24 protein-coding genes are annotated in these 26,745 nt (G+C 65.4%); 22 read left to right on the top strand and 2 right to left on the bottom strand.

Annotation, left to right across the window (positions count from 1 at the left end; genetic code table 11):
* The first annotated feature begins 233 nt into the window (after nt 1–233).
* The 4 genes from ACZK2R_RS12730 (at nt 234) to ACZK2R_RS12715 (ending at nt 6,295) form a co-directional block, all read left to right on the top strand.
* Nucleotides 234–4,865 (top strand): RHS repeat-associated core domain-containing protein, encoded by a 4,632-nt coding sequence (locus tag ACZK2R_RS12730; RefSeq protein WP_258015818.1) that lies wholly within the window; start codon nt 234–236, stop codon nt 4,863–4,865.
* A 94-nt stretch (nt 4,866–4,959) separates the two neighbouring features.
* Nucleotides 4,960–5,379, top strand: coding sequence for a hypothetical protein (locus tag ACZK2R_RS12725; protein ID WP_125895737.1), 420 nt, complete (start codon nt 4,960–4,962; stop codon nt 5,377–5,379).
* A gap of 180 nt (nt 5,380–5,559) precedes the next feature.
* Nucleotides 5,560–5,949: a hypothetical protein gene (locus tag ACZK2R_RS12720; protein WP_180838515.1), complete on the top strand. Its 390-nt coding sequence runs from the start codon at nt 5,560–5,562 to the stop codon at nt 5,947–5,949.
* A gap of 10 nt (nt 5,950–5,959) precedes the next feature.
* Nucleotides 5,960–6,295, top strand: coding sequence for a DUF6984 family protein (locus ACZK2R_RS12715; RefSeq protein WP_125895738.1), 336 nt, complete (start codon nt 5,960–5,962; stop codon nt 6,293–6,295).
* Between the two features lie 45 nt (nt 6,296–6,340).
* On the opposite strand, the gene ACZK2R_RS12710 is transcribed toward ACZK2R_RS12715, so the two are convergent.
* On the bottom strand, nt 6,341–6,715 hold the full coding sequence (locus tag ACZK2R_RS12710) for a hypothetical protein (protein ID WP_180838514.1): 375 nt from the start codon (nt 6,713–6,715) through the stop codon (nt 6,341–6,343).
* Nucleotides 6,716–7,284: 569 nt separating this feature from the next.
* On the opposite strand from ACZK2R_RS12710, the gene ACZK2R_RS12705 reads away from it, so the two are divergent.
* The gene (locus ACZK2R_RS12705; RefSeq protein ID WP_180838513.1) at nt 7,285–7,614 is read left to right on the top strand and encodes a hypothetical protein; all 330 of its coding nucleotides are present in this window, start codon (nt 7,285–7,287) and stop codon (nt 7,612–7,614) included.
* On the opposite strand, the gene ACZK2R_RS12700 is transcribed toward ACZK2R_RS12705, so the two are convergent.
* Nucleotides 7,608–8,012 carry a ribonucleotide reductase subunit alpha gene (locus tag ACZK2R_RS12700; RefSeq protein WP_097047752.1) on the bottom strand — a complete coding sequence of 135 codons (405 nt, stop codon included), beginning with the start codon at nt 8,010–8,012 and terminating at the stop codon, nt 7,608–7,610. The genes ACZK2R_RS12705 and ACZK2R_RS12700 overlap by 7 nt on opposite strands.
* 194 nt (nt 8,013–8,206) lie before the next feature.
* On the opposite strand from ACZK2R_RS12700, the gene moaA reads away from it, so the two are divergent.
* From moaA to modA, 17 genes are all read left to right on the top strand, one after another.
* Entirely contained in the window at nt 8,207–9,187 is a 981-nt protein-coding gene (gene moaA, locus ACZK2R_RS12695; protein WP_180838512.1) for a GTP 3',8-cyclase MoaA, read from the top strand.
* 8 nt (nt 9,188–9,195) lie between these two features.
* Entirely contained in the window at nt 9,196–10,191 is a 996-nt protein-coding gene (gene moaCB, locus ACZK2R_RS12690) for a bifunctional molybdenum cofactor biosynthesis protein MoaC/MoaB (protein WP_180838511.1), read from the top strand.
* Complete coding sequence (locus tag ACZK2R_RS12685; RefSeq protein WP_180838510.1) at nt 10,191–11,444, top strand: molybdopterin molybdotransferase MoeA; 1,254 nt, start codon at nt 10,191–10,193, stop codon at nt 11,442–11,444. Before moaCB ends, ACZK2R_RS12685 begins: the two co-directional genes overlap by 1 nt.
* On the top strand, nt 11,444–11,704 hold the full coding sequence (locus ACZK2R_RS12680) for a MoaD/ThiS family protein (RefSeq protein ID WP_049462752.1): 261 nt from the start codon (nt 11,444–11,446) through the stop codon (nt 11,702–11,704). Before ACZK2R_RS12685 ends, ACZK2R_RS12680 begins: the two co-directional genes overlap by 1 nt.
* A gap of 3 nt (nt 11,705–11,707) precedes the next feature.
* A complete protein-coding gene (locus tag ACZK2R_RS12675; protein ID WP_049401277.1) occupies nt 11,708–12,208 on the top strand; it encodes a molybdenum cofactor biosynthesis protein MoaE in 501 nt (166 codons plus the stop codon).
* 138 nt (nt 12,209–12,346) lie between these two features.
* Entirely contained in the window at nt 12,347–12,895 is a 549-nt protein-coding gene (gene mobA / locus ACZK2R_RS12670) for a molybdenum cofactor guanylyltransferase (RefSeq protein WP_180838509.1), read from the top strand.
* Nucleotides 12,892–13,257, top strand: coding sequence for a DUF7009 family protein (locus ACZK2R_RS12665; protein WP_180838508.1), 366 nt, complete (start codon nt 12,892–12,894; stop codon nt 13,255–13,257). The genes mobA and ACZK2R_RS12665 overlap by 4 nt, the downstream gene beginning before the upstream one ends.
* 144 nt (nt 13,258–13,401) lie before the next feature.
* Nucleotides 13,402–14,820, top strand: a complete 1,419-nt coding sequence (locus ACZK2R_RS12660) for a NarK family nitrate/nitrite MFS transporter (protein WP_180838507.1) — start codon at nt 13,402–13,404, stop codon at nt 14,818–14,820.
* Between the two features lie 72 nt (nt 14,821–14,892).
* Nucleotides 14,893–18,648, top strand: coding sequence for a nitrate reductase subunit alpha (locus ACZK2R_RS12655; RefSeq protein WP_180838506.1), 3,756 nt, complete (start codon nt 14,893–14,895; stop codon nt 18,646–18,648).
* Entirely contained in the window at nt 18,648–20,192 is a 1,545-nt protein-coding gene (gene narH, locus ACZK2R_RS12650) for a nitrate reductase subunit beta (protein ID WP_180838505.1), read from the top strand. The genes ACZK2R_RS12655 and narH overlap by 1 nt, the downstream gene beginning before the upstream one ends.
* On the top strand, nt 20,192–20,872 hold the full coding sequence (gene narJ, locus ACZK2R_RS12645) for a nitrate reductase molybdenum cofactor assembly chaperone (protein WP_065723459.1): 681 nt from the start codon (nt 20,192–20,194) through the stop codon (nt 20,870–20,872). The genes narH and narJ overlap by 1 nt, the downstream gene beginning before the upstream one ends.
* On the top strand, nt 20,869–21,576 hold the full coding sequence (narI, locus tag ACZK2R_RS12640; protein WP_180838504.1) for a respiratory nitrate reductase subunit gamma: 708 nt from the start codon (nt 20,869–20,871) through the stop codon (nt 21,574–21,576). The genes narJ and narI overlap by 4 nt, the downstream gene beginning before the upstream one ends.
* Nucleotides 21,577–21,579: 3 nt before the next feature.
* On the top strand, nt 21,580–22,479 hold the full coding sequence (locus ACZK2R_RS12635; protein ID WP_180838503.1) for a peptidylprolyl isomerase: 900 nt from the start codon (nt 21,580–21,582) through the stop codon (nt 22,477–22,479).
* Nucleotides 22,480–22,502: 23 nt separating this feature from the next.
* On the top strand, nt 22,503–23,834 hold the full coding sequence (locus ACZK2R_RS12630; RefSeq protein WP_180838502.1) for an MFS transporter: 1,332 nt from the start codon (nt 22,503–22,505) through the stop codon (nt 23,832–23,834).
* A gap of 142 nt (nt 23,835–23,976) precedes the next feature.
* Complete coding sequence (locus ACZK2R_RS12625; protein ID WP_180838039.1) at nt 23,977–25,191, top strand: oxygen-independent coproporphyrinogen III oxidase; 1,215 nt, start codon at nt 23,977–23,979, stop codon at nt 25,189–25,191.
* Nucleotides 25,192–25,202: 11 nt separating this feature from the next.
* Nucleotides 25,203–25,979, top strand: coding sequence for a helix-turn-helix domain-containing protein (locus ACZK2R_RS12620; RefSeq protein ID WP_012511268.1), 777 nt, complete (start codon nt 25,203–25,205; stop codon nt 25,977–25,979).
* Nucleotides 25,980–25,998: 19 nt separating this feature from the next.
* Entirely contained in the window at nt 25,999–26,742 is a 744-nt protein-coding gene (gene modA / locus ACZK2R_RS12615; protein WP_180838038.1) for a molybdate ABC transporter substrate-binding protein, read from the top strand.
* Nucleotides 26,743–26,745 lie beyond the last annotated feature (3 nt).

Genomic DNA, 26,745 nt, shown 5'->3' with positions numbered 1-26,745 from the left:
AGGCTGCTCCGAAAGCTGTCGCGGTAATCGGCTGGATCTGGAATCCGCGCGGGTGGAAATGTGACGGATGTCGCGGGCCTTGACTTGAATATGTCACCGTCTTCAACGATAAAGGCGGCATGTGGCACTGCCGCATTCCGGACCAGGGACGATCCGAAGCATGACGTGATGGGGCTCTACCCCCGCGTTCTCGTTCCCGCCGGCGCTGTGTTCGTCCAGGAAGGAGAACAGGGATGTTGGAACGACTGAAGACCCTCTCGCGTGCCGTGCTGGCGATTGTTGCCGTCGGCTTCGTCGCCCCTGCTGTGGCACAGGCGCAGGAAAGCAAGATCACCTGGCGTATTTCGCAGCCCGGAGGCGATGCGACCCAATACAAGACCCAGCAGGCGGCGGTGGCCGCCATCAAGAATCTGCCGGCGCCCAGCCCGTTCCCGCCGGAGTTCCAGTTCGGCTGGCAGTCTGTCGACAAGATCAAGTCGAAAGTCGTGGACTTGAACGGAAACACGTCGATCACCTACTGGATGGGTAAATCTCAGCCAGCAGATCCTGAGTGGACTTACCATGGCGCAGGAAATGGTGGCTTCCAGTCCGAAGAGGATGTGCTGGAAGCGCTCATTGCAGACTTGCAAGACATCAATCCCCACTGTCCTGGGGAAACCGCTGTGCCGGAAGGAGGCTGGGTCCCAACTGCTCCAGAGATGGATGGGATTTCGGAGTTCAGGGAGTACCGCGTCACCGGAATGCTGGGCAGCAACACGGCGGAGTCTCCGTGCGTACCCTTCGACGCAGGAACGACAGGGCTCGCTCGCATGCGACGCTTGAACTGCCCCATTCCGTTCACGCAATGGTCCAACAAGCACAACGCCTGCGTCAGCGAGGAATTCGTTGCGACCATCACCTCCAAATCGCAGAAATGCGACAAGGACAGTTCTGGGACGAATTGTCCTTCGACAGAAGAGGGCGAGGCGGCGAACAAGGCACCTTGCGACGGCACCGTAGGCAATCCGTGTGATGTCAAAACCGGCGAGAAGTACGAAATCGCGCCGGACTTCGATCTTGGCTGGATCGCACTGACGCGTTTCTATCACTCCGGCATTTCCACGTCCTCCGGTGGCTTCGGTTATGGCTGGACCCATTCGCTGGGCGCCCACCTGGCACTGGATGGCGCTGACAGTGTGGGCATCATTGAAAGCACCGGTTTCCAACGGGCATTCAAGAAGATCGGCCAAGCCTATGAGGCGGACGACGACAGTGGTGATCGTCTCGTCCAGAACGGTAACTGGACGCTGTATTCGGCGGGTTCCATCTCGACCTTCGGCGCGGACGGGCGTCTGATCACCAAGCGCTTCCCGGATGGCACGTCGCTGACCTATATCTACGATGACAGCGATCGCCTTGCGGCCGTCACCCACAGCAGTGGCCGCACGCTGGAGTTCGTTTACCAGTCCAACGACTACGAGGCGCTGATCAGTTCGGTGCTGGTCGAAGGCATTCCGCTGGCCACCTATACCTACACGCCTCAGAACCAGGTTGCCACGGTGACCTATGCGGGTGGCGGTGTGCGCACGTATCACTACGAGAATCAGGATTTCCCCCAGCACCTGACGGGTATCACCGCGGAAGACGGGCGTCGCTACAGCACTTTTACCTATGATTCCGACGGTCGCGTCATTTCCAGTCAGCACGCCGGCGGTGCCGATGGTGTGACGCTCGCCTACAGCCCCAACGGCGGTGCGGTCGTGACTGACGCGCTTGGGCGGCAGACCGACTACACCCTGACACCCGGCGGCGACACCGCGCCGTCGCGCAAGGTGACCGGCCTGACCGATTCGCAGGGAACCGTCAGCCGAACCTACTACGACCAGAGTGTCGACTTCCGCCGGCGTCTGGATACCTACACCGATCGCCGCGGCATCCAGACCAGGCACACCTATGCGCAGGGCACCGATCCGGTGAGCGGTCGTGCCGTTAGCATCCATACCGTGACCGAAGCGGTCGGCTTGCCCGAGCAGCGGGTGATGACCACGGCGCGCGACGTCGAAACCAATGCGGTACTGACCACCCGGATCGGTAGCCGCGAAACCCGCACGGCCTTCAATTCCCGACGCCAGCCGACGGCCAACACGGTGACCGACACCGCTTCCGGTCAGACGCGCATCACCAGCTACACGTACTGCGAAGCCGCTGATGTGGCAGCGGCAGGCAGCTGCCCGGTGGAGGGGCTGCTGAAGAGTGTGGATGGCCCGCGCACGGATGTGGCCGATGCCGTTACCTATGCCTATTACTCGGCGGATGATGCAGGGTGCGCGACCGGAGGTGCCTGCAGCTATCGCAAGGGCGACCTGCGCAGCGTGACCAATGCGCTGGGCCAGACGGTCGAGACCTTGGCCTACGACGCGTTCGGGCGGCCGTTGTCGGTCAAGGACGCCAACGGCGTGGTCACCGATTACACGTACCATGCTCGCGGCTGGCCGACCTCGATCACCGTACGCGGCGCGACCACTGCCGAGGATCGGGTCACCCAGCTGAGCTATTGGCCGACGGGCCAGGTGCAGAAGATCACCGAGCCGGATGGCAGCAGCGTTTCCTACGTCTACGATGCTGCGCTGCGCTTGACCGACATCGAGGACAACGCAGGCAACACGATTCACTACACACTGGACAATGCCGGCAACCGCCTCAAGGAAGACACGCTGGACACCGGTGGCACGCTGCGCCGTACCCTGGCACGCACGTTCAACACGCTCGGCCAGCTGACCGCGCTGAAGGACGCAGGCAATCACGCTACCGGCTTTGCCTACGATGCCAACGGCAACCCGCAGACGGTAACCGACGCCCTGCAGCGGGTGACCAGCCAGCAGTTCGATCCGCTGAACCGTCTGGCGCAGACCCTGCGGAACGTCGGCGGCGTGGCGGCGGAGATCCGCAGCCAGTACAACGCGCTGGACCAGGTCACCCAGATCACCGATCCGAAGGGACTGCACACCACCTACGCCTACAACGGGTTCGGTGACCTGACCGGCCAGGTCAGCCCGGACAGGGGCGCCAGCAGCTTCACCCTGGATGCGGCCGGCAATCGCAAGACGGCCACCGATGCGCGTGGCGTCACCGCCACCTATCACTACGATGCACTCAACCGCCTGATCGGCGTCGCCTATCCGGACCCCAATCTGGATGTGGGCTACAGCTATGACGTGGCGCCGGCTGCCTGCGCCACAGACGAGCGCTTTGCCAAGGGGCGCCTGGGGCAGGTGCTGCATGCCAATGGCAGCACCCAGTACTGCCATGACCGCTTCGGCCAGGTCACCCGTAAAGTGCAGACGATCAATGGTGTCGCCAGCACGCTGCGCTACGCCTACAGCAAGTCGGGCCGCCTGACCGCGCTGACCTACCCCGACGGCAGTGTGGCCGACTACGTGCGCGATACTCAGGGGCGCATCAGCCAGATCGGCCTGACCCGGCCCGGCCAGGCCCGCCAGATCGTGGTGAACAACGTGACCTACGCGGCCTTCGGCCCGGCGACCAGTTGGACCTATGGCAACGGCCGCCAGCTGCAGCGTCCGCTGGATCTGGACTACCGCCCTCAGGCGGTGCATGACCCGGCCGCAGGCGGCCTGTCGCTGGGCTATGGCTATGATCCGGTGGGTTCGATCACCGAACTGAAGAACGGCACAGGCTCGACGGTGCTGGCCAAGTACGCTTACGACGCGCTGGGTCGCCTGACCCAGACCCAGGACGGTACGACCGGCACACCGATCGAAACCTATGCGTATGACGCCACCGGTAATCGCACCGCGCTGACCACCTCGGCAGGTACCGCCAGCTACACCTATCCCGCAACCAGCCACCGCCTGACTGCGGTGGATGGCGAGGCGCGCACCCATGACGCAGCGGGCAACACCACCAGCATCGGCAGCAAGACGTTCACCTACAACGATGCCAATCGCATGAACGCGGTGAAGCAGGGTAACGCCACATTGGAGAGCTACGGCTACAACCATCGTGGCGAGCGCGTGTTGCGTACCCCGGCCGGTGGCGCAGCGCAGATCACCCTGTATGACGAGGCAGGGCAGTGGCTGGGCAACTACTCGGCCACGGGCCAAGCGCAGCAGCAGGCCATCTGGCTGGACAACTATCCGGTGGCGCTGATCAATGTGCCGGGCACCGGCGTGCCGGAGTTAGCCTACGTCCAGCCGGATCATCTGGGCACACCGCGCGTGGTGATCGACCCGGTGCGCGATGTGGCGATCTGGGAGTGGAGCAACAAGAGCGAAGTGTTCGGTAATCAGATTCCGAGTGCCGACCCGGATGGTGATGGTGTGGCGTTCGAGCTGGCGCTGCGCTTCCCGGGCCAGCAGGCGACGGATGCGAGTGGGTTGTTCTACAACAATCAGCGGGAGTATGACCCGGTAGTTGGGCGGTACTCGCAGAGTGATCCAATTGGGTTGGAAGGCGGAATCAGTACATTTGCCTATTCCGAATCTGATCCCGTGCTGAACATCGATCCATTCGGTGAGATGTCGGGACGTCGCGGGGAACGAAATCAGACGCGCTCGCCGGATGGGACCAACAATCCTGGAAAAAAGTGGAAGGATGATCCCAAACGCCCTGGATGGGGATGGCAGAAGGACTCCAATACGGGAAAGTCAACCTATAAGAGGAAGCCGTCGTTCCTGCTTCCACCCAAGGCAATCGGACCCACGCTCGCACTCAGAGTTGCTCTTCAGGTTGCTTGCGAGAATGGAGATGTTAACGCGTGCAAGACCCTGTGTAGTCTCTTTCCAGAGGTTTGCGGGGCGGTAGACTTCACAGAGCCGAATGTAGCAATGTGCCCTACGGATGGTTCGACGTCACTGCTCTTCTAGATGAACTGCAAGATGGGCTATGTTTCATTTGGAAAGGGCCGGGAAGATCTTCGCTTGCTGGCAGGGATGCTGGCGCTGACTTGAGGCTTACTAGGTGAAGAGGTTGCATGCGCGTGCGGTCAAGGAAATGGAGGTAGTCACTCCTGCCGGGATGAGGAAGATGGTGCTGGGCCTGTTTCATCGTCGGCATGATTACGGCGACTTTGACCTTTTGGAGGTTGTGGCTGAACTTCACAAGCTTGGGATATCAACACTGAAGCAGTTGAGGCTCCTTCTAAAAAGGCACCGTCGTTCAATTCTCCATGATGAGAAAAGGAAGATGTCTCGCGCCGAAACTGTGCACCTTCTTTCGCAATTCGATTCGCGAGGTATCGACTCGCACACTAACACTGCCTGGTTTGCGGTTCCTGGTGTTGTGCGAGAGGCCCTTGAAAAGGAGTTTGGCTGGGAAGTGGTGAAACAGTTCCATGAATACGAGCCGGAGGAGGGCTGCGATCAAGAAGGGACAGAGTGAGTTTGCGCACGTATCAATCTTCGCTGTTTTCGCTTCAATTCCATTTCGTTGGATGCGATGCGGCCTATGAATTCGGTTCTGATGAGGTTGGCGTGCCCAATAGCGTCCTTTTTGTGAGAATGGCTCTTGGCGAGGCTAGGCGCCAGGGGCTCCGTGGTTGTTTCCCCGGAGTTCCAGTCTATGAACCAAGATTTCAACTCCCTTGAATGGTGTGACGCCACGTTGCTGGCCATCAACATCAACAGAAGCAATCCTGGCGTATGCGACGAGGTAAGGGTGCGAGCGCGTTGGCCGGATGGCCGGCAGGCAACCGTTTGCTTCTCGGAAGCCTACGGGTGCTCGGCGCTCATGAACTTCGGCGTACTGGGTGACGAGGGAATTGAGTTTGCCATGGTGGATGATGACGAGCCGGGACTCGCTGATCTTCTTGATCGTTGGAAGGCGGTCGGCTATCCGCTGTCCGGTCTGAAGTGTTTTCGTATCGAGACCAGCTCGACCGGAAGCGTCATTCTCATCTACGCCAGGACATGGCGGATCGAGAATCAGCCGATGGCGGACGCGGTGCCCTGAAGGACATCCCGTGCCCAGGTTCCTCACCCCCGACGAGGTCTCCCTCATCCACAGGCTGCTGCCGGAGACGACCGAGCTGTCCGAACGGTTGTTGAAGGATCTGGCGCTCGCTCAGGTGGAGGATGTGGGTGTCGTCGGATTCGGGGGCGTGGTGTTCCTGTCCAGCACGACCCAGCTTTTCGGCAGTGACATTGCTACGGCCATGCTTGCCGATGCCGACGGCGTGCCGGTGAGAGTCACCCTGTGCCTGGATAATCACGATCAACTCTTCGAGCTGGAGCTGTGCAAGGTGGACTTCTCTTCGATCATCGGCGTCGATCTGAGAAGTGCTTTCAGCGAGCACTGACGCCTGCTGAAAGCGGTCCTCGCTGAAGGCCGTGGCGCATGGCATTCACCCTTCAGGCTGCAACCGCCCCACCGCCTGCGCGCACAATGACTGGCTGGCCAGTACCAACCCCTCCATCACCCGGTCGCCCACGTACTCTTCCGGTTCGCCGTTCTGGCCGGTGCGCTCCGCCGCCAGCAGCATTTCCAGCACCACACGCAACCCGCTCAACGCGCAATCGGCATCGGCCAGGGCCAGGCAGCGCCCGGGCAGCTGATGCCGCTCCGGCCAGGGTTGGCCATCGGCCGCCGCACCGACGCCGATGCGATGGAGGTTGGCAATGAAGGTGTTCCTGTCCACTGCGGGCACAGCCTGTGGCGAACCGTCGTCGTGGGCGGTGCTGCGATAGGCGTGCAGATGCGGGAAGTCCGATTCGTTCATGGCAAGGCTCCGTGCAGGGCAATCGGTAGCCGCCACCCATAAAAGTGGCGGGCGGTACGTGGTTCGAACACCGGGTTGATGTCAGTCCGGCGGGCCCGGAAGCCCCCACGCACCGCCCGCCATAGCCGGCAGACGGATTGCCAGCCGGCGCCACGCTGAGGTGACGCCGGCTGGCAAGCGCATACATCAACATCAACTCGGGTGTTCGAAGCCCGGCCACCCTTTTCCGGTGGCACGCCATCTGAGCCCCTGGCGCTGTGCAATGCCAATCAGAAGAGTTGCAAACATCGCTCGATTGGAGACGCTTTCGGCATTCTCCCACGCTGTTAAGCACTGCCAGCGCTGGCTGGCGTGGTGATCCGCCCGAACCGTGCAATCTGCGACAGGTGTCGAGGTTGGGGGAGGGAAGGGCGCGGGTGGGGAAGGGCGATGGCGACAGGCTCCGCGCAAGTCTGAGTCGAGCATGGCTGGGCCGCACCGAGGCCAAAGCGTGACGTGCGACTCGGGTTGACGTTCCCAGCCACCAAGCGCAGGCTGGTCCGGCACGTTTCCTAACCAGAAGGAGACTTATGACCGCCACCGCTTCCGTGCACCCAACCCCCGACGCCCAGGGCCGTTCCCGCCTCTGGAGTGTGTTCTGGCTGCAGGGCGTCATTCCCAGCAACATTCTGTGGGCCGTGGCTCTCTGGGCGCTGGCCAACCAGCGCACCCCGCTGCTGCTGGGGGTGTTTGCCTTACTGCTGCTCTATACCGGCTGGATCATCCCGGCGGTATGGCGGGCGGCGCCCTCCGCGCACAACGCGAACCTGGGCGTGGCCGCGCGCGGGCTGACCGTGGCCTGGGGGCTGAACACCGTGCTGGTGATCTTCTTCCTGACCCTGCAGCTGGTGGCTCAATAGAACTGAACAGGCTCGCCGCCCCGGTCGAAGGCGGCGAAGCGGCCGATCTGACCGTCATGGATGGCGTTGACCATCAGCTTCAGCGGGCGCGCGGCCTCATCGCTGTTGGGGGCGAAACCGGCGCGACCATCCAGCGCCGCCACGAAGACCAGGTCCCAGTCGATGCCGGTGGTGGTGGATTCGGTGGCCAGCGCCTGGAAGCTGGGCACCTCGGCTGGCAGCTTGTCCACGCACAGCACCGGCGACAGGGTGCCGCCCTCGCGGCGGTCATGCCGGTCGCGCTGGTCGTCGGTGGGCGATTCGGGCAGCTCGGCGCGCACGAATACGAACAGCAAACGTTGCGGTTCAGCCTGCTGGCCTGCGGCGTGCAGCAGCTGCTGGAAATCGTTCATCATCATGAGGGTTGTCACACGCCCGCTGCACGGAAAGCCGCATGCTGCCACAACGCCTGCCGCGCAGGGCCGAAGACGATTGATTTAAGTCATGCCCATGGAACTGACTGCCGCGTACTCTGGCAATCGTTCCAGCCGACGAGGGTTTCCGGGCCGTTCCGGGTACAGGCAAGACGGTGGAGCAACAAGGTGGACCAGCCATGAGCCAACTCACCGACGGTTTCGGACGCAGCTTTCCGTACCTGCGCCTGTCGTTGACCGAAGCCTGCAACTTCCGTTGCAGCTATTGCCTGCCCGACGGTTACCAGGTCGATGGCCGCCCGCGCTTCCTGCAGGTGGATGAAATCGCGCGCCTGGTGCGCGCGTTCGCCGCGCTGGGCATGAGCAAGATCCGCCTGACCGGTGGCGAGCCCAGCCTGCGCAAGGATCTGGACGAGATCATCGCCACCGTGGCGGCGGCGCCGGGCATCCGCAAGGTGGCCATCACCACCAATGGCACGTTGCTGCCGCGTCGCCTGCCGGGCTGGCACCGCGCCGGCCTGACCGCGCTGAACGTGAGCATGGACAGCCTGCAGCGCGAACGCTTCAGGACCATCACCGGGCATGACCGCCTGCCGGAGATCGAACAGGGCCTGGCCCTGGCGCAGGCGTTGGGCCTGCCGGCGATCAAGCTCAACGCGGTGCTGCTGCGTGGCCTGAACGATGACGAGCTGCCGCAGTGGATGGACTACCTGCGTGGCCGCCCCTTCAGCGTGCGCTTCATCGAACTGATGCGCACCGGCGACAACGAAGCCTATTTCCAGCGCCACCACCTGCGCGCCGACGTGGTGATCGAGCAGCTGCTGGCCGCTGGCTGGCACGAGCGTCCGCGCGCCGCCGACGCCGGCCCGGCGCGCGAGTTCGGCCACCCCGACCATCGCGGCAGCATCGGCATCATTGCCCCGTATTCGCGTGACTTCTGCAAGGGCTGCAACCGCCTGCGGGTGACCGCCAAGGGCGACCTGCGGCTGTGCCTGTTCGGCGAGTTCGGCGTACCGCTGCGCCCGCTGCTGCAGCGCGATGAGGACCATGAGGCGCTGCTGGCACGCATCACCACACAGCTTGGCCTGAAAGCGGCCGGGCATGGACTGCACCAGGGCCAGACCGGGCTGACCCCGCACCTGGCCTCCATCGGAGGATGAGCAACACGATGAGTGGGGAATTGAACGCGGCCTTCCATATGGCCGATGTCCGTAACAAGCGCATCAGCCGCCGCCGTGCGGTGGCGGTGGGCGAGCTGCATGCCGGTCCAGTGGCCTATCCGCTGATCGTCGAGCGCCGCCTGCCCAAAGGCGATGCGCTGGTGATGGCCGAGATTGCCGGCCTGCAGGGCGCCAAGATGGCGTCGATGCTGATGCCGCTGTGCCATCCGCTGCCGCTGGAACTGGTGCAGGTGTTCTGCGCACCGGTGCCGGAGCGGCAGGCGATCCGCGTGTGGTGCGAGTGCGCCAGCGAGGCACGCACCGGCGTCGAGATGGAGGCGCTGGCTGGTGTCAACGCGGCGTTGCTGACCCTGTACGACCTGAGCAAGCCAGTGGAACCGGCACTGCGCATCGAAGGCATCCGCCTGCTGTTCAAGGAAGGCGGCAAGCGCGGGGTCTGGCTGCACCCGGATGGCATGGACGAGGCCGAGCGCGTGCGTTTCAACCCACGTGCACCTAAGGGGTTGGAGGGTGCGGCCTGCGCGGTGATTACGCTGAGCGATCGCGCCAGCGAAGGCACTTATGAGGATGTGTCCGGCCCGACCCTGGTGACCGGCCTGAGAAAGCTGGGTGGCGACGTAGTGGCCGCCGAAGTGCTGCCCGATGGCATCGAGCCGTTGGCGGGCCGCCTGCAGGCCTTGGCTGCCGAGGGCGTGCGCCTGTGCCTGTGCACCGGTGGTACCGGGCTGGGCCCGCGTGACCTGACCCCGGAGGCGCTGCGTTCCTTGAACGCACGGCCGGTGCATGGCCTGGCACAGATGGTGCGGGCGCTGAGTGCACAGCACACGCCGATGGCCTGGCTGAGCCGCGCCGAGGTGGTGCAGCTGGGCAACATGCTGGTGTTCGCATTGCCAGGCAGCCCGAAGGCGGCGGCGCAGTGCCTGGACATCCTGGCGCCGGTACTGGGCCACGCCCTGGCGATGGTCGACGGTGGTGGCCACTGATGATTGCCTACAGCGAAGCCCTGCAGCACCTGCTGGATGCGGCCACGCCGCTGCCGGCCGAGCGCCTGCCGTTGCATGAGGCCGGCGCCCGCACTCTGGCCAGTGACATCATCAGTGAGCAGTCGCTGCCGCCGTTCGACAATTCGGCGATGGACGGCTTCGCGCTGCGCGCCAACGGCGCGACGTTCGAGGCCGGTACCGAATTCGCGGTGCAGGGCTGGCAGGCGGCCGGCGATGCCGGTGCCGAGGGCGGCGAGGGTGCCTGGGAAATCATGACCGGAGCGCGCATGCCGGTTGGGCTGGATACGGTGGTGCCCGTCGAGAACGTGGAGATCCTTACCAGCGAGGACGGCCGCCCGACCCGCATCGCATTGAAGGGCACGGTGAAGCCGGGCCAGAACGTACGCCTGCGCGGCCAGGATGTGAGCGACGGCGAGCGTGTGCTGCAGGCCGGGCAGGTGCTGGATATCAATGCACGCACCCTGCTGCATGCCATCGGCGTGGGCCAGGTGGCGGTGGTGGCACGGCCGAAGGCGGCGGTGATCGCCACCGGCAAGGAGCTGGTGACCGAGGCGGCGCAGACGCTGGAGTCCGGCCAGATCCGCGACAGCAACCGGCCCTACCTGGTTGGCCGCCTGCAGGCCGCCGGTGCCGAGGTGGTCTGGCAGGGCACGGTGGGTGATGACGTGGCCGCGTTCAATGCGGTGCTGGATGAAGCGCTGGCTGCCGGCGCGCAGCTGCTGATCAGTACCGGCGCGGTGTCGGCCGGCCGCTACGATTTCGTTCCCGATGCGCTGCGCGGCCGTGGTGCGCGCATCGTGTTCCACAAGGTGGCGATCCGCCCGGGCAAGCCGCTGCTGTTTGCGGTGCTGCCCAATGGCGCGCTGTATTTCGGTCTGCCCGGCAACCCGGTGTCGGCCGCCGTGGGCCAGCGCTTCTTCGTGGAGCCGGTGCTGCGCCGCCTGCTGGGGTTGGCACCGGAAACCGTGTTGCAGCTGCCGCTGCAGGCCGACGTGCGCAAGCCGCCGGGCCTGCGCTTCCACGCGCGTGCGCGGGTGGAAGTGGACGGTCAGGGGCGCCTGAGTGCGCGCGTGCTGTCCGGGCAGGAGTCGTTCCGTTTGATGTCCATGCTGCAGGCCAACGCCTGGGTGGTGCTGGAGGCCGAGGGAGACCTGGCCAGCGCTGGTACCTACGTGCGCGTGCAGGGCTGGGGTCACCATGACCCGGTGCAGCTGGCGAGTCAGGAGTCATAATGAAACAGGTGAATCTGCAGCTGTTCGGTGCGTTTTCCGATCTCGATGCCAGCCGCGAGATCGCGGTGGAGGTGGCCGGAGGCACCGTGGCCGACCTGCGCCAAGCGCTGCGCGAGCTGCTGCCGACGCGTTGGCCGGGCTTCCGCGCGGGCCTGCTGGACTACTCGGCGTTCGCCGACCAGCAACGTGTGCTGCGCGACCATGAAGCGCTGCCCGACGATGGTCGGGTGGCGATCCTGCCGCCGGTAAGCGGGGGCTGAGCGATGAGCGAGAAGATCATCGCCAAGGTGGTGGATCGCGCGCAGGCGTCGATCGATCCGGCCGAGGGCATCGCTGCGGTGTCCGATCCGGGTTTCGGTGGCATCGATGTGTTCATCGGCAAGGTGCGCGACGTCAACATCGGCCGCCCGGTGAACGGGATTACCTATGACCTGTTCGAGCCGCTGGTGCTGAACGAGTTCAAGCGCCTGGCCGCCGAGGTCGAGGCGACGTTCGGTCCGAAGCTGAAGCTGTATGTGGCCCATGCCAAGGGCCGGTTGGGCATTGGCGATGTGGCGGTGGTGGTGGCTGCGGGCAGCCCGCATCGAGACGAGGCATTCAGGGCCTGCCGGCAGTTGATCGAGGTGGTGAAGCACCAGTGCCCGATCTGGAAGCAGGAGCATTACGAGGACGGCGACAGCGAGTGGAGCGAGGGTTGCAGCCTGTGCCATGCGGACAGCGAACCCGCACATGCCCATGACCATGCGCACGACCACCACCATTGAGTCCGCTGCAGCCACGCATGGCGTGGCTCTACCACCGAATGTCTGGATGGCCGTGGGGTTCAGTAGATGCACGCCATGCGTGGATGGGGCCGTTCCCGCGTATCCAACCGGCGCAGCCACGCATGGTGTGGCTCTACCATGAATGGAACCATCAACGGCATCGTGCTGGCCGGCGGCCTGTCCAGCCGGATGGGGCGCGACAAGGCGCTGCTGCCGTGGCAGGGGCGCACGCTGCTGGAACACATGCGTGGCCTGCTGCTGCAGGCCGGCGCCGAACGGGTGTGGGTGAGCGGCGACTATCCGGCCTTCGGCGGCATCCCCGATCAGGTGGCGCGCTGCGGTCCCCTGGGTGGACTGCACAGCGTGATGCAGCAGATGCCCGATAGCCTAGCCTGGGTGGTAGCGGTGGATACCCCGTTGCTGGCGCCGCGGCTGCTGCAACGGTTGGCCGCCGAGGGGCGGGGCGCATGTACGATCTTTGACGGGCATCCCTTTCCCATGCGGTTGAATGTGGACAATGCCACTCGTAGCGTGCTGGCCGCGATGTTGGATGATGCGGACGGGCCGCGCTCGGTACAGGCCTTCCAGCGCCGCCTGCAGATGCACGCGCTGCTGCTGGAAAGCGTTGACGAAGCCTGCCTGGTCAACTGCAATACCCCCGAACAATGGGAGGATGTTGCGTCATGAAAGTGCAGTTGCAGGATCAATCAGTACGGCTTCGCCTGGACGAGGCCGAACTGGCGCGCCTGCTGGCCGGTGAATCGGTCGAGAACATGACCCGCTTTGGCGGCATCGAGGGCTGGGGCATGGCGGTGTCGCTGCATGGCGGCGAGCAGCCCGTGCTGCTGGACGGGGGCACCTTCTGCCGCCTGGTACTGCCGCGCCCGGCCGTCGAGGCCTTGGCGGCGCGGTTGCCGTGCCGGGAGGGCCTGCCCTTCGACATTGCCCTGGAAGATGGCAGCCAGCTTCAGCTGCAGTTCGATGTGGACGTGCGCGACAGCGTGCGCCAGCGCGGGGTGACCCGCCGCAACACCGCTTCACCGGTTTGACATTTGTCAGGGGCACGGCGGAAACCGGCCCCTGATTGATCCAGATCAACCCCGTCGTTGTTGCTGCGCGGCCTAATGGCTGCATGACGACGGGTCACAACTTGAAAGCAATACCCACGTCATTCCACAGCCTTGGAGCCATGTATGACCGTCGGTAGCGATCCTGTTGTCCGCAGCACTGCCCGTCCGGGTCGCGTCATCAGCGACTGGACGCCGGAGGACCCCGGCTACTGGGAGCGCACCGGCAAGCGGGTCGCCACCCGCAACCTGGTCATCTCGATCCCCTCGCTGCTGCTGGCCTTCTCGGTCTGGGTGCTGTTCTCGGCGGTGTCGATCAGCCTGCCGAATATCGGCTTCAACTTCAGCACCGACCAGCTGTTCTGGCTGGTGGCGCTGCCCAGCCTGTCCGGCGCCACGCTGCGCATCTTCTATTCGTTCGTGATCCCGATTTTCGGCGGCCGCCGCTGGACCGCACTGTCGACCGCGTCGCTGCTGGCACCGACGCTCTGGCTCGGCTTCGCGGTACAGGACCCGGCCACGCCGTACGGGGTGTTCGTGGCCATCGCGATCCTGTGTGGGTTCGGTGGCGCGAACTTCTCGTCGTCGATGTCCAACATCTCCTTCTTCTACCCCAAGCAGAAGCAGGGCCTGGCGCTGGGCCTGAACGCCGGCCTGGGCAATGTGGGCGTGTCGGTGGCGCAGGCGGTGATCCCGCTGGTCATCACCGTGGGCGTGTTCGGTGCGCTGGGTGGTGCGCCGCAGCCCACGGTGGAGGGTGGGGCGCCGCTGTTCCTGCAGAACGCCGGTTTCATCTGGGTGCCGGCCATCGCGCTGTGCGCCGTCGCGGCCTGGTTCGGCATGAACGACCTGACCAGCGCCCGCTCGTCGTTCTCCGAGCAGGCGGTGATCTTCCGCCGCAAGCACAACTGGCTGATGTGCTGGTTGTACATCGGCACCTTCGGTTCCTACATCGGCTTCTCGGCCGGCTTCCCGATGCTGGTGAAGAGCCAGTTCCCGGACGTGAACCCGCTGGCCTACGCCTTCATCGGCCCGCTGCTGGGTGCGTTGATGCGTTCGGTGGGCGGCAGCATGGCCGACCGCTGGGGCGGCGCACGCCTGACTTTCTGGGTGTTCGCGCTGATGATCGCCGCCGTGTTCGGTGTGCTGCACTTCCTGTCCAGTCACGGCCAGGGCGGCAACTTCCATGGCTTCCTGCTCAGCTTCATGGCGCTGTTCGTGCTCAGTGGCATCGGCAACGGCACCACCTTCCGCATGATTCCGGTGATCTTCCGCACCCTGCATGAGCGCTGGTCGGCCAACGACAACGCCGAGGGCAAGGCTGCTGCTGCCCACCAGGCCAGCATCGAGTCGGCCGCGGTGGTCGGCTTCTCCGGTGCGATCGGCGCCTATGGCGGCTTCTTCATTCCCAAGAGCTACGGCTCGTCCATCACCTTGACCGGCAGCCCCGACATGGCGCTGTACGGATTCGTTGTTTTCTATGTCACCTGTCTGGCCGTGACCTGGTGGTGGTACTACCGGCGCGGTGCCGAGACACCCTGCTGACGACATGAAAACGCACCGCAGCCAGATGACACACACAGCCACGATGCCGATGTCCGCAAAGGGAGACCCCCGATGAGTTATTTCCTCGATCGCTTGCAGTTCTTCAAGCGTGACCCCCGGACCTTTTCCGATGGCCACGGATTCGCCAAGAGCGAAGGCCGTGACTGGGAAAACAGCTACCGCGCCCGTTGGCAGTACGACAAGATCGTGCGTTCCACCCACGGCGTGAACTGCACCGGTTCGTGCAGCTGGAAGATCTACGTCAAGAACGGCCTGGTCACCTGGGAAACGCAGCAGACCGACTACCCGCGTACGCGCCCGGACCTGCCCAACCACGAACCGCGTGGCTGCCCGCGTGGCGCCAGCTATTCCTGGTACCTGTACAGCGCCAACCGGCTGAAGTACCCGCTGATCCGCGGCACGCTGCTGCGCCTGTGGCGCGAGGCGCGCAAGAGCAAGGGCCCGGTCGATGCCTGGGCCAGCATCGTGGAGGACAAGGAAAAGGCGCGTTCGTACAAGACCCGCCGCGGCATGGGCGGCTTCGTGCGCCTGCAGTGGGAAGAGGCCAACGAGATCATCGCCGCCTCCAACCTGTACACGGTGAAGCAGTACGGCCCGGACCGCGTGGTCGGGTTCTCGCCGATTCCGGCGATGTCGATGGTGTCCTACGCCGCCGGCGCGCGTTACCTGTCGCTGCTGGGCGGCGCCTGCCTGTCCTTCTATGACTGGTACTGCGATCTGCCGCCGGCCTCGCCGCAGATCTGGGGCGAGCAGACCGACGTGCCCGAATCGGCCGACTGGTACAACAGCCGTTACATCATCGCCTGGGGCTCGAACGTGCCGCAGACGCGTACGCCCGATGCGCACTTCTTCACCGAGGCGCGCTACAACGGCACCAAGACGGTGGCGATCTGCCCGGACTATTCCGAGCTGGCCAAGCTGACCGATCACTGGCTGCACCCCAAGCAGGGCACCGATGCGGCGCTGGCCTTCGCCTTCGGCCATGTGATCCTGCGCGAGTTCCACGTCGATTCGCCCTCGCAGTACTTCCAGGACTATTGCCGCCAGTACTCGGACATGCCGATGCTGGTGCGCCTGGAGCGCCGCGACGACGGCCGCCTGGTGGCGGGCCGTTTCCTGCGTGCCAGTGAACTGGGCGGGCTGGGTGAAGCCAACAACCCGGACTGGAAGACGCTGGCCTATGACGAGACCAGCGGCCAGATCGTGGTGCCGAACGGCTCGATCGGCTTCCGCTGGGGCGAGAAGGGCAAGTGGAACATCGAGGAGAAGGAGAGCAAGGGCGCCGAGACGCGTCTGCGCCTGAGCCTGGCCGATGGCCATGAGGGCATCGAGGCGGTGAGCTTCCCGTACTTCGGTGGCATCGAGACCGACGGCTGGACCGCCGCGCCGGCCGACGACGTGCTTGAGCGCAACATTCCGGTGCGCCGGCTGGCCACGGCCGAGGGTGGCGAAACCCTGGTGGCCACGGTCTACGACCTGCTGCTGGCCCAGTACGGCGTGGACCGTGGCTTTGGCGGCGGCAATGTGGCATCGAGCTTCGACGACATGGTGCCGGGCACCCCAGCCTGGCAGGAGCGCATCACCGGCGTGTCGCGCGCCGAGGTGATCGAGATCGCCCGCGAGTTCGCACGTACCGCCGACAAGACCCATGGCCGTTCGATGATCATCGTCGGCGCCGGGATGAATCATTGGTTCCACAACGATATGAACTACCGCGGCCTGATCAACATGCTGATCATGTGCGGTTGCGTGGGCCAGACAGGTGGCGGCTGGGCGCATTACGTGGGCCAGGAAAAGCTGCGCCCGCAGACCGGCTGGCAGCCGCTGGCCTTCGGCCTGGATTGGAGCCGCCCGCCGCGCCACATGAACGGCACCTCGTTCTTCTACTTCAACACCGGGCAATGGCGCTACGAGAAGCTGCAGGTGGACGAGCTGCTGTCGCCGCTGGCGGATGCGAGCAAGTACAGCGGCAGCCTGGCCGACCTCAACCTGCGCGCGGTGCGCATGGGCTGGCTGCCGTGTGCGCCGCAGCTGGACCGCAACCCGCTGCAGCTGGTACGCGAGGCCGAAGCGGCGGGTGTTGCCCCGGCCGACTACGCGCTGGGCAAGTTCAAGGACGGCTCGCTGGACTTCGCCTTCGCCGATCCGGATGCACAGCAGAACCATCCGCGGATGATGTTCATCTGGCGCTCGAACCTGTTGGGTTCGTCGGGCAAGGGCCACGAGTACATGCTGCGGCACCTGCTCGGCACGCGTCATGGCCTGCAGGGCAAGGACCTTGGCGAGATGGGGGCGATCAAGCCGGAGGAAGTGACGTGGCGTGACGAGGCACCGGAAGGCAAGCTGGACCTGCTGGTCACGCTCGACTTCCGCATGTGCACCACCGCGCTGTACTCGGACATCGTGCTGCCCACGGCCACCTGGTACGAAAAGGACGACCTCAACACCTCGGACATGCACCCGTTCATCCACCCGCTGTCGAAGGCGGTGGATCCGGCCTGGGAATCGCGCAGCGACTGGGAGATCTTCAAGGAGGTCGCCCGCACCGTAAGCGAAATGGCGCCGGGTGTGCTGGGCGTGGAGAAGGATCTGGTGCTGGTGCCGACCCTGCATGACACCCCGAACGAGCTGGGCATGCCGTTCGGCGTGGCCGACTGGAAGAAGGGCGAGTGCGAGGCCATCCCGGGCCAGACCATGCCGTCGATGACGGTGGTGGAGCGCGACTACCCGAACCTGTACCGCAAGTTCACCTCGCTCGGCCCGCTGCTGGACAAGCTGGGCAACGGCGGCAAGGGCATGAGCTGGGACACGAAGCACGAGGTCGAATTCCTCGGCAAGCTCAACCACACCGTGCACGACGCGGGCGTGAGCCAGGGCCGCCCGGCCATTTCGACCGCGATCGACGCGGCCGAGGTGATCCTGCACCTGGCGCCGGAAACCAATGGCCACGTCGCAGTGAAGGCGTGGGAATCGCTGGGGACCTTCACCGGCCGCGAGCATACCCACCTGGCGGTGGGCAAGGAGCACGAGGCGATCCGCTTCCGTGACATCCAGGCACAGCCGCGCAAGATCATTTCCTCGCCGATCTGGTCGGGCCTGGAAGACGACAACGTCAGCTACAACGCCGGCTATACCAACGTGCACGAGCTGATTCCGTGGCGCACGGTGACCGGTCGCCAGCAGTTCTACCAGGACCACGAGTGGATGATCGACTTCGGCGAGGCCTTCATGGGCTACCGGCCGCCGGTCAACACGCGCACGGTGGAGCCGCTGCTGAACCAGCGCCCGAACGGCAACAAGGAGATCGTGCTGAACTGGATCACGCCACACCAGAAGTGGGGCATCCACAGCACCTACAGCGACAACCTGATCATGCAGACGCTGTCGCGCGGTGGCCCGATCGTGTGGCTGAGCGAGGACGACGCGCGCAGTGCCGGCATCGTCGACAACGACTGGATCGAGCTGTTCAACGTCAACGGTGCGATTGCCGCGCGTGCGGTGGTCAGCCAGCGCGTGATGCCGGGCATGGCGATGATGTACCACGCCCAGGAACGCATCATCAACGTGCCGGGCTCGGAGATTTCCGGGACCCGCGGCGGCATCCACAACTCGGTGACCCGCATCGTGCTCAAGCCCACCCACATGATCGGCGGCTACGCGCAGCTGGCGTACGGCTTCAACTACTACGGCACGTGCGGCACCAACCGCGACGAGTTCGTGATCGTGCGCAAGATGGACAAGGTCGATTGGTTGGACGATGAACAGCCCGCTGGCGCTTCGGCATCGGCCAGCAAGGAGGTGGTGTGATGAAGGTCCGTGCACAGATCGCGATGGTGCTGAACCTGGACAAGTGCATCGGCTGCCATACCTGCTCGATCACCTGCAAGAACGTCTGGACCTCGCGCGAGGGCGTCGAGTACGCCTGGTTCAACAACGTGGAAACCAAGCCGGGCATCGGCTACCCCAAGGAATGGGAGAACCAGGACAAGTGGAACGGCGGCTGGGTACGCACCCGCGCCGGCAAGCTGGTGCCGCGTGCCGGTGGCCGCTGGCGCATGCTGGCCAAGATCTTCGCCAACCCGGACCTGCCACAGATCGACGACTACTACGAGCCGTTTGATTTCGACTACCAGAACCTGCACACCGCCAAGGACAGCCAGCACCAGCCCACCGCGCGGCCGCGTTCGCTGATCAGTGGCGAGCGCATGCAGAAGATCGAGTGGGGCCCGAACTGGGAGGAGATCCTGGGTTCGGAGTTCAGCAAGCGCTCGCGCGACTACAACTTCGACCAGGTGCAGAAGGAGATCTACGGCGCCTTCGAGAAGACCTTCATGATGTACCTGCCGCGCCTGTGCGAGCACTGCCTGAACCCTGCGTGCGTGTCGGCGTGCCCGTCGGGCGCGATCTACAAGCGCGAGGAAGACGGCATCGTGCTGATTGATCAGGACAAGTGCCGCGGTTGGCGCATGTGCGTCTCGGCCTGCCCGTACAAGAAGATCTACTACAACTGGAAGAGCGGCAAGTCGGAGAAGTGCATCTTCTGCTACCCGCGCATCGAGATGGGCGAGCCGACCGTGTGCTCGGAAACCTGCGTGGGCCGCATCCGCTACCTCGGCGTGATGCTGTACGACGCCGACCGCATCGCCGAGGCGGCTTCGGTGGCCGCCGAGAAGGACCTGTACCAGGCCCACCTGGACATCTTCCTGGACCCGAATGATCCGGCGGTGATCGCCGCCGCGCGCAAGGAAGGGATCCCGGACAGCTGGCTGGATGCGGCCAGGCAGTCGCCGGTGTACAAGCTGGCGATCGACTGGAAGCTGGCGCTGCCGCTGCACCCGGAATACCGCACGCTGCCGATGGTCTGGTATGTGCCACCGCTGTCTCCGATCCAGTCGGCCGCCGAACGTGGCCGCGTGGGCATGAGCGGTGAACTGCCGGACGTGGCCTCGCTGCGTATCCCGATGCGCTACCTGGCCAACCTGCTGACGGCGGGTGACGAGGCGCCGGTGGTGCGCGCGCTGGAGCGGCTGATGGCGATGCGTGCCTGGCGCCGGGCCAAGAACGTAGACGGCGTGGAAGACACCGCAGTGCTGGAGCAGACCGGGCTGAGCATTGCCCAGGTCGAAGAGATGTATCGCTACCTGGCCATCGCCAATTACGAGGACCGTTTCGTGATTCCCTCTGGCCACCGCGAGTACGCCAACGATGCCTTCGGCGAGCGCGGCGGCTGCGGCTTCACCTTCGGCAACGGCTGCAACGGTGACAGCCCGGCCGATCTGTTCGGCCAGCGCAAGAGCACAACGTTCGTGGTGGACAACGGCCCCAATCATCGCCGCAAGGAGGTGGTGTGATGAGCGTGCTCAAGCTGGTCGGGGTGTTGCTGGATTACCCCCGTGAAGAACTATGGCAGCACGGCGAAGAACTCCTCGCCGCCTGCGACGACCCGGCGCTGGGCGCCGCCCGCCGCCAGCAGCTGCGCAGCTTCGTGCAGCAGCTGCTGGCTACCGATGCGCTGGATGCGCAGGCGGCGTGGCTGGCCAGTTTCGACCGCGGCCGCTCGATGAGCCTGCTGCTGTTCGAACACATCCATGGCGAGTCGCGCGACCGCGGCCAGGCCATGGTCGATCTGGTCGAGACCTACCGCCGCAACGGCTTCGAACTGGATGCGCGCGAGCTGCCGGACTACCTGCCGCTGCTGCTGGAGTTCCTGGCCCATCGCCCTGGCAGCGAGGCCCGCGAGTGGCTGCACCACATCGGCCATATCGCCGGGATGCTGGCGGCGCGTGCCGCCGAGCGTGAGCTGCCGCACCGGGTGCTGTTCGAGATCCTGGTCGAAGCCGGCGACGGCAAGGCCGATCTGCAGGCGCTGCGCCAGCGTGCCAGCGAGGAAGTCCGCGACGATACCGCCGAGGCCATGGACCGCTTGTGGGAGGAGGAGGCGGTGCGCTTCGGCGCCGAAGCCCCTGCCGAGGACTGCAAGCCGCCCGTGCGTTCGCCGGCCCGTCCTTCGCATCGAGAGGTCCAGCCATGAGTTACTCCCTGCATCAATTCGCCTTCCAGCACTACCCATACATCGCCGTGGCGGTGCTGCTGATCGGCAGCTGGGCGCGCTACGACAAGGCCATGTACACCTGGCGCACCGGCTCCAGCCAGATGCTGTCAGACAAGGGCATGCGGATCGGCAGCAACTGCTTCCACATCGGCATCCTGGCCATCCTCGGTGGCCATCTGGTCGGCCTGCTGACCCCGCACGCGGTGTACGAGCACTTCATCACATCGTCGCAGAAGCAGATGCTGGCGATGGTGGTGGGCGGCGTGTTCGGCGCGCTGTGCTTCATCGGCATCAGCATCCTGCTGGTACGCCGCCTGTTCAATGCGCGTGTTCGGGCCACCGGCAGTTTCGGTGACACCCTGGTGCTGGTGCTGCTGTTCGCCCAGCTGTGCCTGGGCCTGTACAGCATCCGCGTCTCATCCGGCCACCTGGACGGTGGGGTGATGGTGCAGCTGGCCGAATGGGCGCAGCACATCGTGACCTTCCGCGCCGGTGCCGCCGACTACATCGAGGGCGTCAGCTGGGTCTACAAGATGCATATCTTCCTGGGCCTGACCCTGTTCCTGATCGCGCCGTTCACCCGCCTGGTGCACGTGTGGAGCATTCCGATCAGCTACCTGTGGCGGCCGTACCAGGTGGTGCGCCGCCGCCAGGCCACGCTGCGCTACGGTCCGCGGGAGTAAACCATGGGCAGCCTGCCGAAATTCCTGCCGATCACCGTGATCGACTCCACCGCACCGGTGCCTGCCGAGGCGCATTCGCATCACCACGACGCGGCAGAGCAGGGGCCGCGCTCGCTCGGGCAGCCGGCACCGTGCCGGCTGTTCGTGGACGAGACCGCGATCAGCGAGGCCGACATCGCCCGCGAGATGCAGCACCATCGGGCGATGCGCCCGGAACAGTCACGCGCCGAAGCGGCGCGTGCCCTGGTGGTGCGCGAGCTGCTGCGTCTGGAAGCGCAGCGGCTGGGCCTGCAGGCGCCGGAGGGCAACCGGGTCAGCGACGAGGAAGTGCTGATCCAGCAACTGCTGGAAGACGCGATCGAAGACCGCGTGCCGACCGACGAGGACTGCCGCCGCTACTTTGAGCAGAACCCGGAGCGCTTCCGCTCGCCTGACCGCGTGCGCCTGCGCCATATCCTGCTGGCGGCGGCGGCCGACGACGTGGCCGGGCGCTTCGCCGCACGCACCGAAGGCGAGCGGCTGGCCGGACTGCTGAAGGAGTCGCCGCACCTGTTCGCCGATTTTGCCCTGCGCCATTCGCGCTGCCCCTCCAGCAGCGAGGGCGGCGACCTGGGCTGGTTGCAGCGCGGGCAGACCACGCCGGAGTTCGACCGCCAGGTGTTCCGCCTGCGCGAGGGCCTGGCTGGATTCCCGGTGGAATCGCGCTGGGGCTACCACGTGGTCTGCGTCGATGCCCGCGAGGAAGGCCAGCCACAGTCGTTCGAGGCGGTGCTGCCGCAGCTGCGTGATTACCTGGAACTGCAGGTACGCCAGCGCGAGGTGCAGGCCTATCTGCTGCAGCTGCAGGAACGCTACCCGGTGCGCGGGCTGGATGAGATCGAAGCCGAAGCAGATATCGGCTGACCCCCATTGAACGAGGAGACCCCATGAACCAGGCCCTTGCCCCCGCCAGTGCCGGGCAGCAGCAGCGTGCGCTGTGGCTGAGCACGTTCGCCTTCACCGTGTGCTTCGCGGTGTGGATGATCTTTTCAATCATCGGCATCCAGATCAGTCAACAGCTCGGTTTGAATGACACCCAGTTCGGCCTGTTGATCGCCACGCCGGTACTGACCGGTTCGGTCAGCCGCGTCTTCCTCGGCATCTGGTCCGACCAGTTCGGTGGCCGCAAGGTGATGGTGCTGGTGATGCTGTGTGGCGCCGTGGCCACCTGGATGCTGACCTATGCGCAGACCTACACCCAGTTCCTGATCGCCGCGCTGTGCGTGGGCATCGCCGGCGGCAACTTCTCGGTGGGCGTGGCCTACGTCTCGAAGTGGTTCCCGGCCAGCAAGCAGGGCACCGCGCTGGGCATCTTCGGTGCCGGCAACATCGGCTCGGCGGTGACCAAGCTGTTGGCGCCGCTGGTGATGGTGGCCGCGGGTTGGACCATGGTTGCCAAGGTCTGGGCGGTCGCGCTGGCCGTCACTGCGGTGCTGTTCTTCCTCTTCAGCAAGGAAGACCCGTCGCTGGAGCAGCGCCGCCGCGAGGGCGTGAAGCCGGTTCCGTTCGCCGAGCAGATGGCGCCGCTGAAGAACCTGCAGGTGTGGCGGTTCTCGCTGTACTACTTCTTCGTGTTCGGCGGTTTCGTGGCGCTGGCGCTGTGGCTGCCGCACTATCTGGTGGGCGCCTACGGCATGGACGTGGGCCACGCCGGCATGCTGGCGGCGTGCTACTCGATCCCGGCCAGCCTGTTCCGCGTGGTCGGTGGCTGGATGTCGGACCGGATGGGCGCGCGGCGGGTGATGTACTGGACCTTCGGCGTGTCGGCCATCTGCACCTTCCTGCTGGCCTATCCGGATACCGAATATGTGGTGAAGGGCATCCATGGCCCGATCCATTTCCATCTGGCCATCGGCGTGGTGATGTTCACCGTGCTGGTGTTCGTGCTGGGCTTCTTCATGTCGCTGGGCAAGGCCGCGGTCTACAAGCACATTCCGGTGTACTACCCCAAGCACGTGGGTGCGGTGGGCGGCGTGGTCGGCATGATCGGCGGCCTGGGTGGCTTCATCCTGCCGATCGTGTTTGGCGCCTTGAACGATGCGCTGGGCATCTGGAGCAGCTGCTTCATGCTGCTGTTCGTGCTGGTGGCCGCCGCACTGGCGTGGATGCACTTTGCGATCCGTCGCATGGAACGCCGTCACTTCCCGCAGATCGATCGCGAGACCGACCTGCCCGAAGCCATCGATGCGGCCGCCGCCGAGCGGGTGCGTGGCAGGTAAAGGGGGTTGCCGGCCAGCGGCCGGCACTACCGGGTAGCGGGTGAAAGGGTAGTGCCGGCCGCTGGCCGGCATGAACCCACCGATGCGCCACGCTTGATTTCAATCAGGGTCACGCGAAGAGGAACGCCCGAAGATGTGTGCCATGAGCTTCCACGTTGATGAGAGTGAGGACACTGCGCTGCAGGCGGCATTGCTGCGGCAGCCCCGGCACGTGCTGTTTCCGCCGGCTGACCAGTTCAGCACCGGCTTTGGCGAAAGCGGCAGGCGCGCCGCCGTGCGCGCCAGCAACGAGCACCTGATTCCGCGTGGGTTGACGCTCGGCTTTCAGGCCGGTCGGGGTGGTCGCGATGTGCCGCCGCAGGCGTATCTGGACACCTTGCTGCTGGCCCTGCAGCTGCAGGCCGATGCCCTGGCCGAGGACCGCGAAGTGGTGGCGATGGTGTTGCAGCTGGGATTGGCGGAGACATTGCCGCCGCCGCAGCTGGGCCAGCTGCTGGACGCCGTGCCGCAGCACCTGCGCACGGTGGCGCGGCCGCAGGTGGAAGTGCGGCTGGACGCCGGCAGCGCGCTCTCACCGGCGCAGCTGCGCGCGGTGGGTTGCACCCGCCTGAACGTGATCGACCGTGCCGATGCGCCGGGGCCGACCCTGCTGGCACAGGCGCGGCAGGTCGGCTTCACTGCGCGCTACTACCAGCTGCGCGTGCCCGCCAGTGAGGACACCGGTTTCATCGAGCGTCTGCATGAGGTGCTGGCCGAAGCACCCGAGCGCATCCTGTTGCCAGCGCCGTGCGCATTGCCACGGGATCCCTCAGCGGCCCACTGGCTGCAGGCCTGGCGCCTGCTGCGCGCAGCAGGCTACGAACCGATCGGTGGTGACCACTACCAGCGCGGCGACCTGCCGAACCCGCATGGCCCGGGCGATGGCCAGCGTCATTGTGACCTGGCCGGCGTGCCACGCCGCGACCGCAGCGATTTCATCGGGCTTGGCCTGTCCGCCTGCAGCCAGATCGGCGAGGTGTTCTACCGCCTGGAGGACGAGCTGGGCGAATGGCGGGCGCGATTGCAGTCCGGTCACATGGGCGTGGCCGCGGGCCTGATCCTGTCCGAGGACGAGCGGCTTGCGGCCGAGGTGGCACAGAGCATCGCCTGCGACCATGCGCTCGATGCGGCTGCATTCGAGTGGCGTAATGATGAACCCTTCGAGGAATGCTTCGCCGAACAGCTGCCGGCGCTGTCGCCGTTGCTGGCGCGCGGCTGGGCGCAGTGGGATGCACGTGTGCTGCGGCTGGCCGAAGAAGGGCGGTTGCTGTGGCGTATGATGGCCGCATGCTTCCGGCCGGCGGCCGCCATCGCTTGAGTCCTGCCCCGATGTCTTCAACTCCGCCTTCCCAGGGTCGCCTCGGCCGGGCCACGCCGAACCCCGCCGCCGCCGATGATGGCGACGCGCTGCACTTCTGCAGTACCTGTGCATTTTCCGATGCCTGCATGTCGCAGGGTTATGACAAGACTGCGTTGGGCGATCTGCACGTCCTGGTCGACCACGTTGGCCCGTTCCATGCGGGTGACTACATCTTCCGCGCTGGCGAATCGTTCGATTCGATTGCTGCGGTGCGCGCCGGTATGGTCAAGACCTTCGTCGATGACAGCCAGGGCAACGAGCAGGTGCTGGGCTTCAGCCTGCCGGGCGAAGTGATCGGCCTCAATGCGATCCACGGTTCGCGCTTCCCCTGCAATGCGGTGGCGCTGGACACCGTGCACCTGTGCCGCATCTCGTTCCCCAAGCTGAGCCTGCTGGCCACACGCATGCCGGGGCTGCAGGCCAAGCTGTTCAGCCTGCTCAGTGCGGAGATCGGCAAGGTCGCCACGCTGGCCGCGAATCACCGTACCGAAGAGCGCATGGCGGCGTTCCTGCTCGACATGTCCGAGCGTTACGCGCGGCGTGGTTTTTCCGCTACGCGCTTCAACCTGACGATGGCGCGTACCGAGATCGCCAATTACCTGCGGATGGCGCCGGAAACCGCCAGCCGCGTGCTGCGCCGCCTGAGCGATGATGGGATCATCGCGGTGAAGCAGCGTGAGATCCTGCTGCTGCAGCCCGAGCGCCTGGCGGCGCTGGCGGTGGCCGACGAATCCGACCCTAACTGAACCTGGCCGGGAGCCGATGATGAAGCGAGCTGGACTGTTGTTGCTGGGCCTGCTGGCCACGGTGCCGGCCTGGGCGGCCGACCTGACGGTGTCGGCGGCATCGAGCCTGACCGAGAGCTTCCGCGAACTCGGCGCCGCCTATGAGAAGGCGCACCCGGGAACCAAGGTCGATTTCAACTTCGCCGCCTCAGGCGTGCTGCTGCAGCAGATCAGTCGTGGCGCGCCGGTGGACGTGTTCGCCTCGGCCGATGAAACCACGATGGACCAGGCCCAGCAGCAGGACCTGCTGGCGGCCGGTACCCGCGAGGTGTTCGCGGTGAACGCGCTGTGGGTGGTGGTGCCGCCGCAGGCCAAGGTCGCGCCGCGTAGCTTGAAGGACCTGACCGGTGCCGGCGTGCAGCGCATCGCACTGGGTAACCCGGACAGCGTGCCGGTCGGTCGCTACGCCAAGGGCGCGCTGGAAGCGGCGGGCCTGTGGCCGTCGGTGCAGGGCAGGGTCATCACCACCCAGAACGTGCGCCAGTCGCTGGACTACGTGGCGCGTGGTGAAGTGGATGCCGGTTTCGTCTATGCCACCGATGCGCAGGCCATGCCCGACCGCGTGCGTCGTGCCTTCGCGGTGCCGGTGGCCGGGCGCATCGCCTATCCGCTGGCGGTGACCAAGGCCAGCGCGCAGCCGGCCGAGGCCAAGCGCTTCACCGCCTTCGTGCGTTCGGCACAGGGCCAGGCGATCCTGGCCAGGCACGGGTTCGGCAAGCCCTGAGGC

Source organism: Stenotrophomonas sp. 96582_Sma (assembly GCF_056480905.1).
This window is presented reverse-complemented; position numbering and strand designations above follow the sequence as displayed.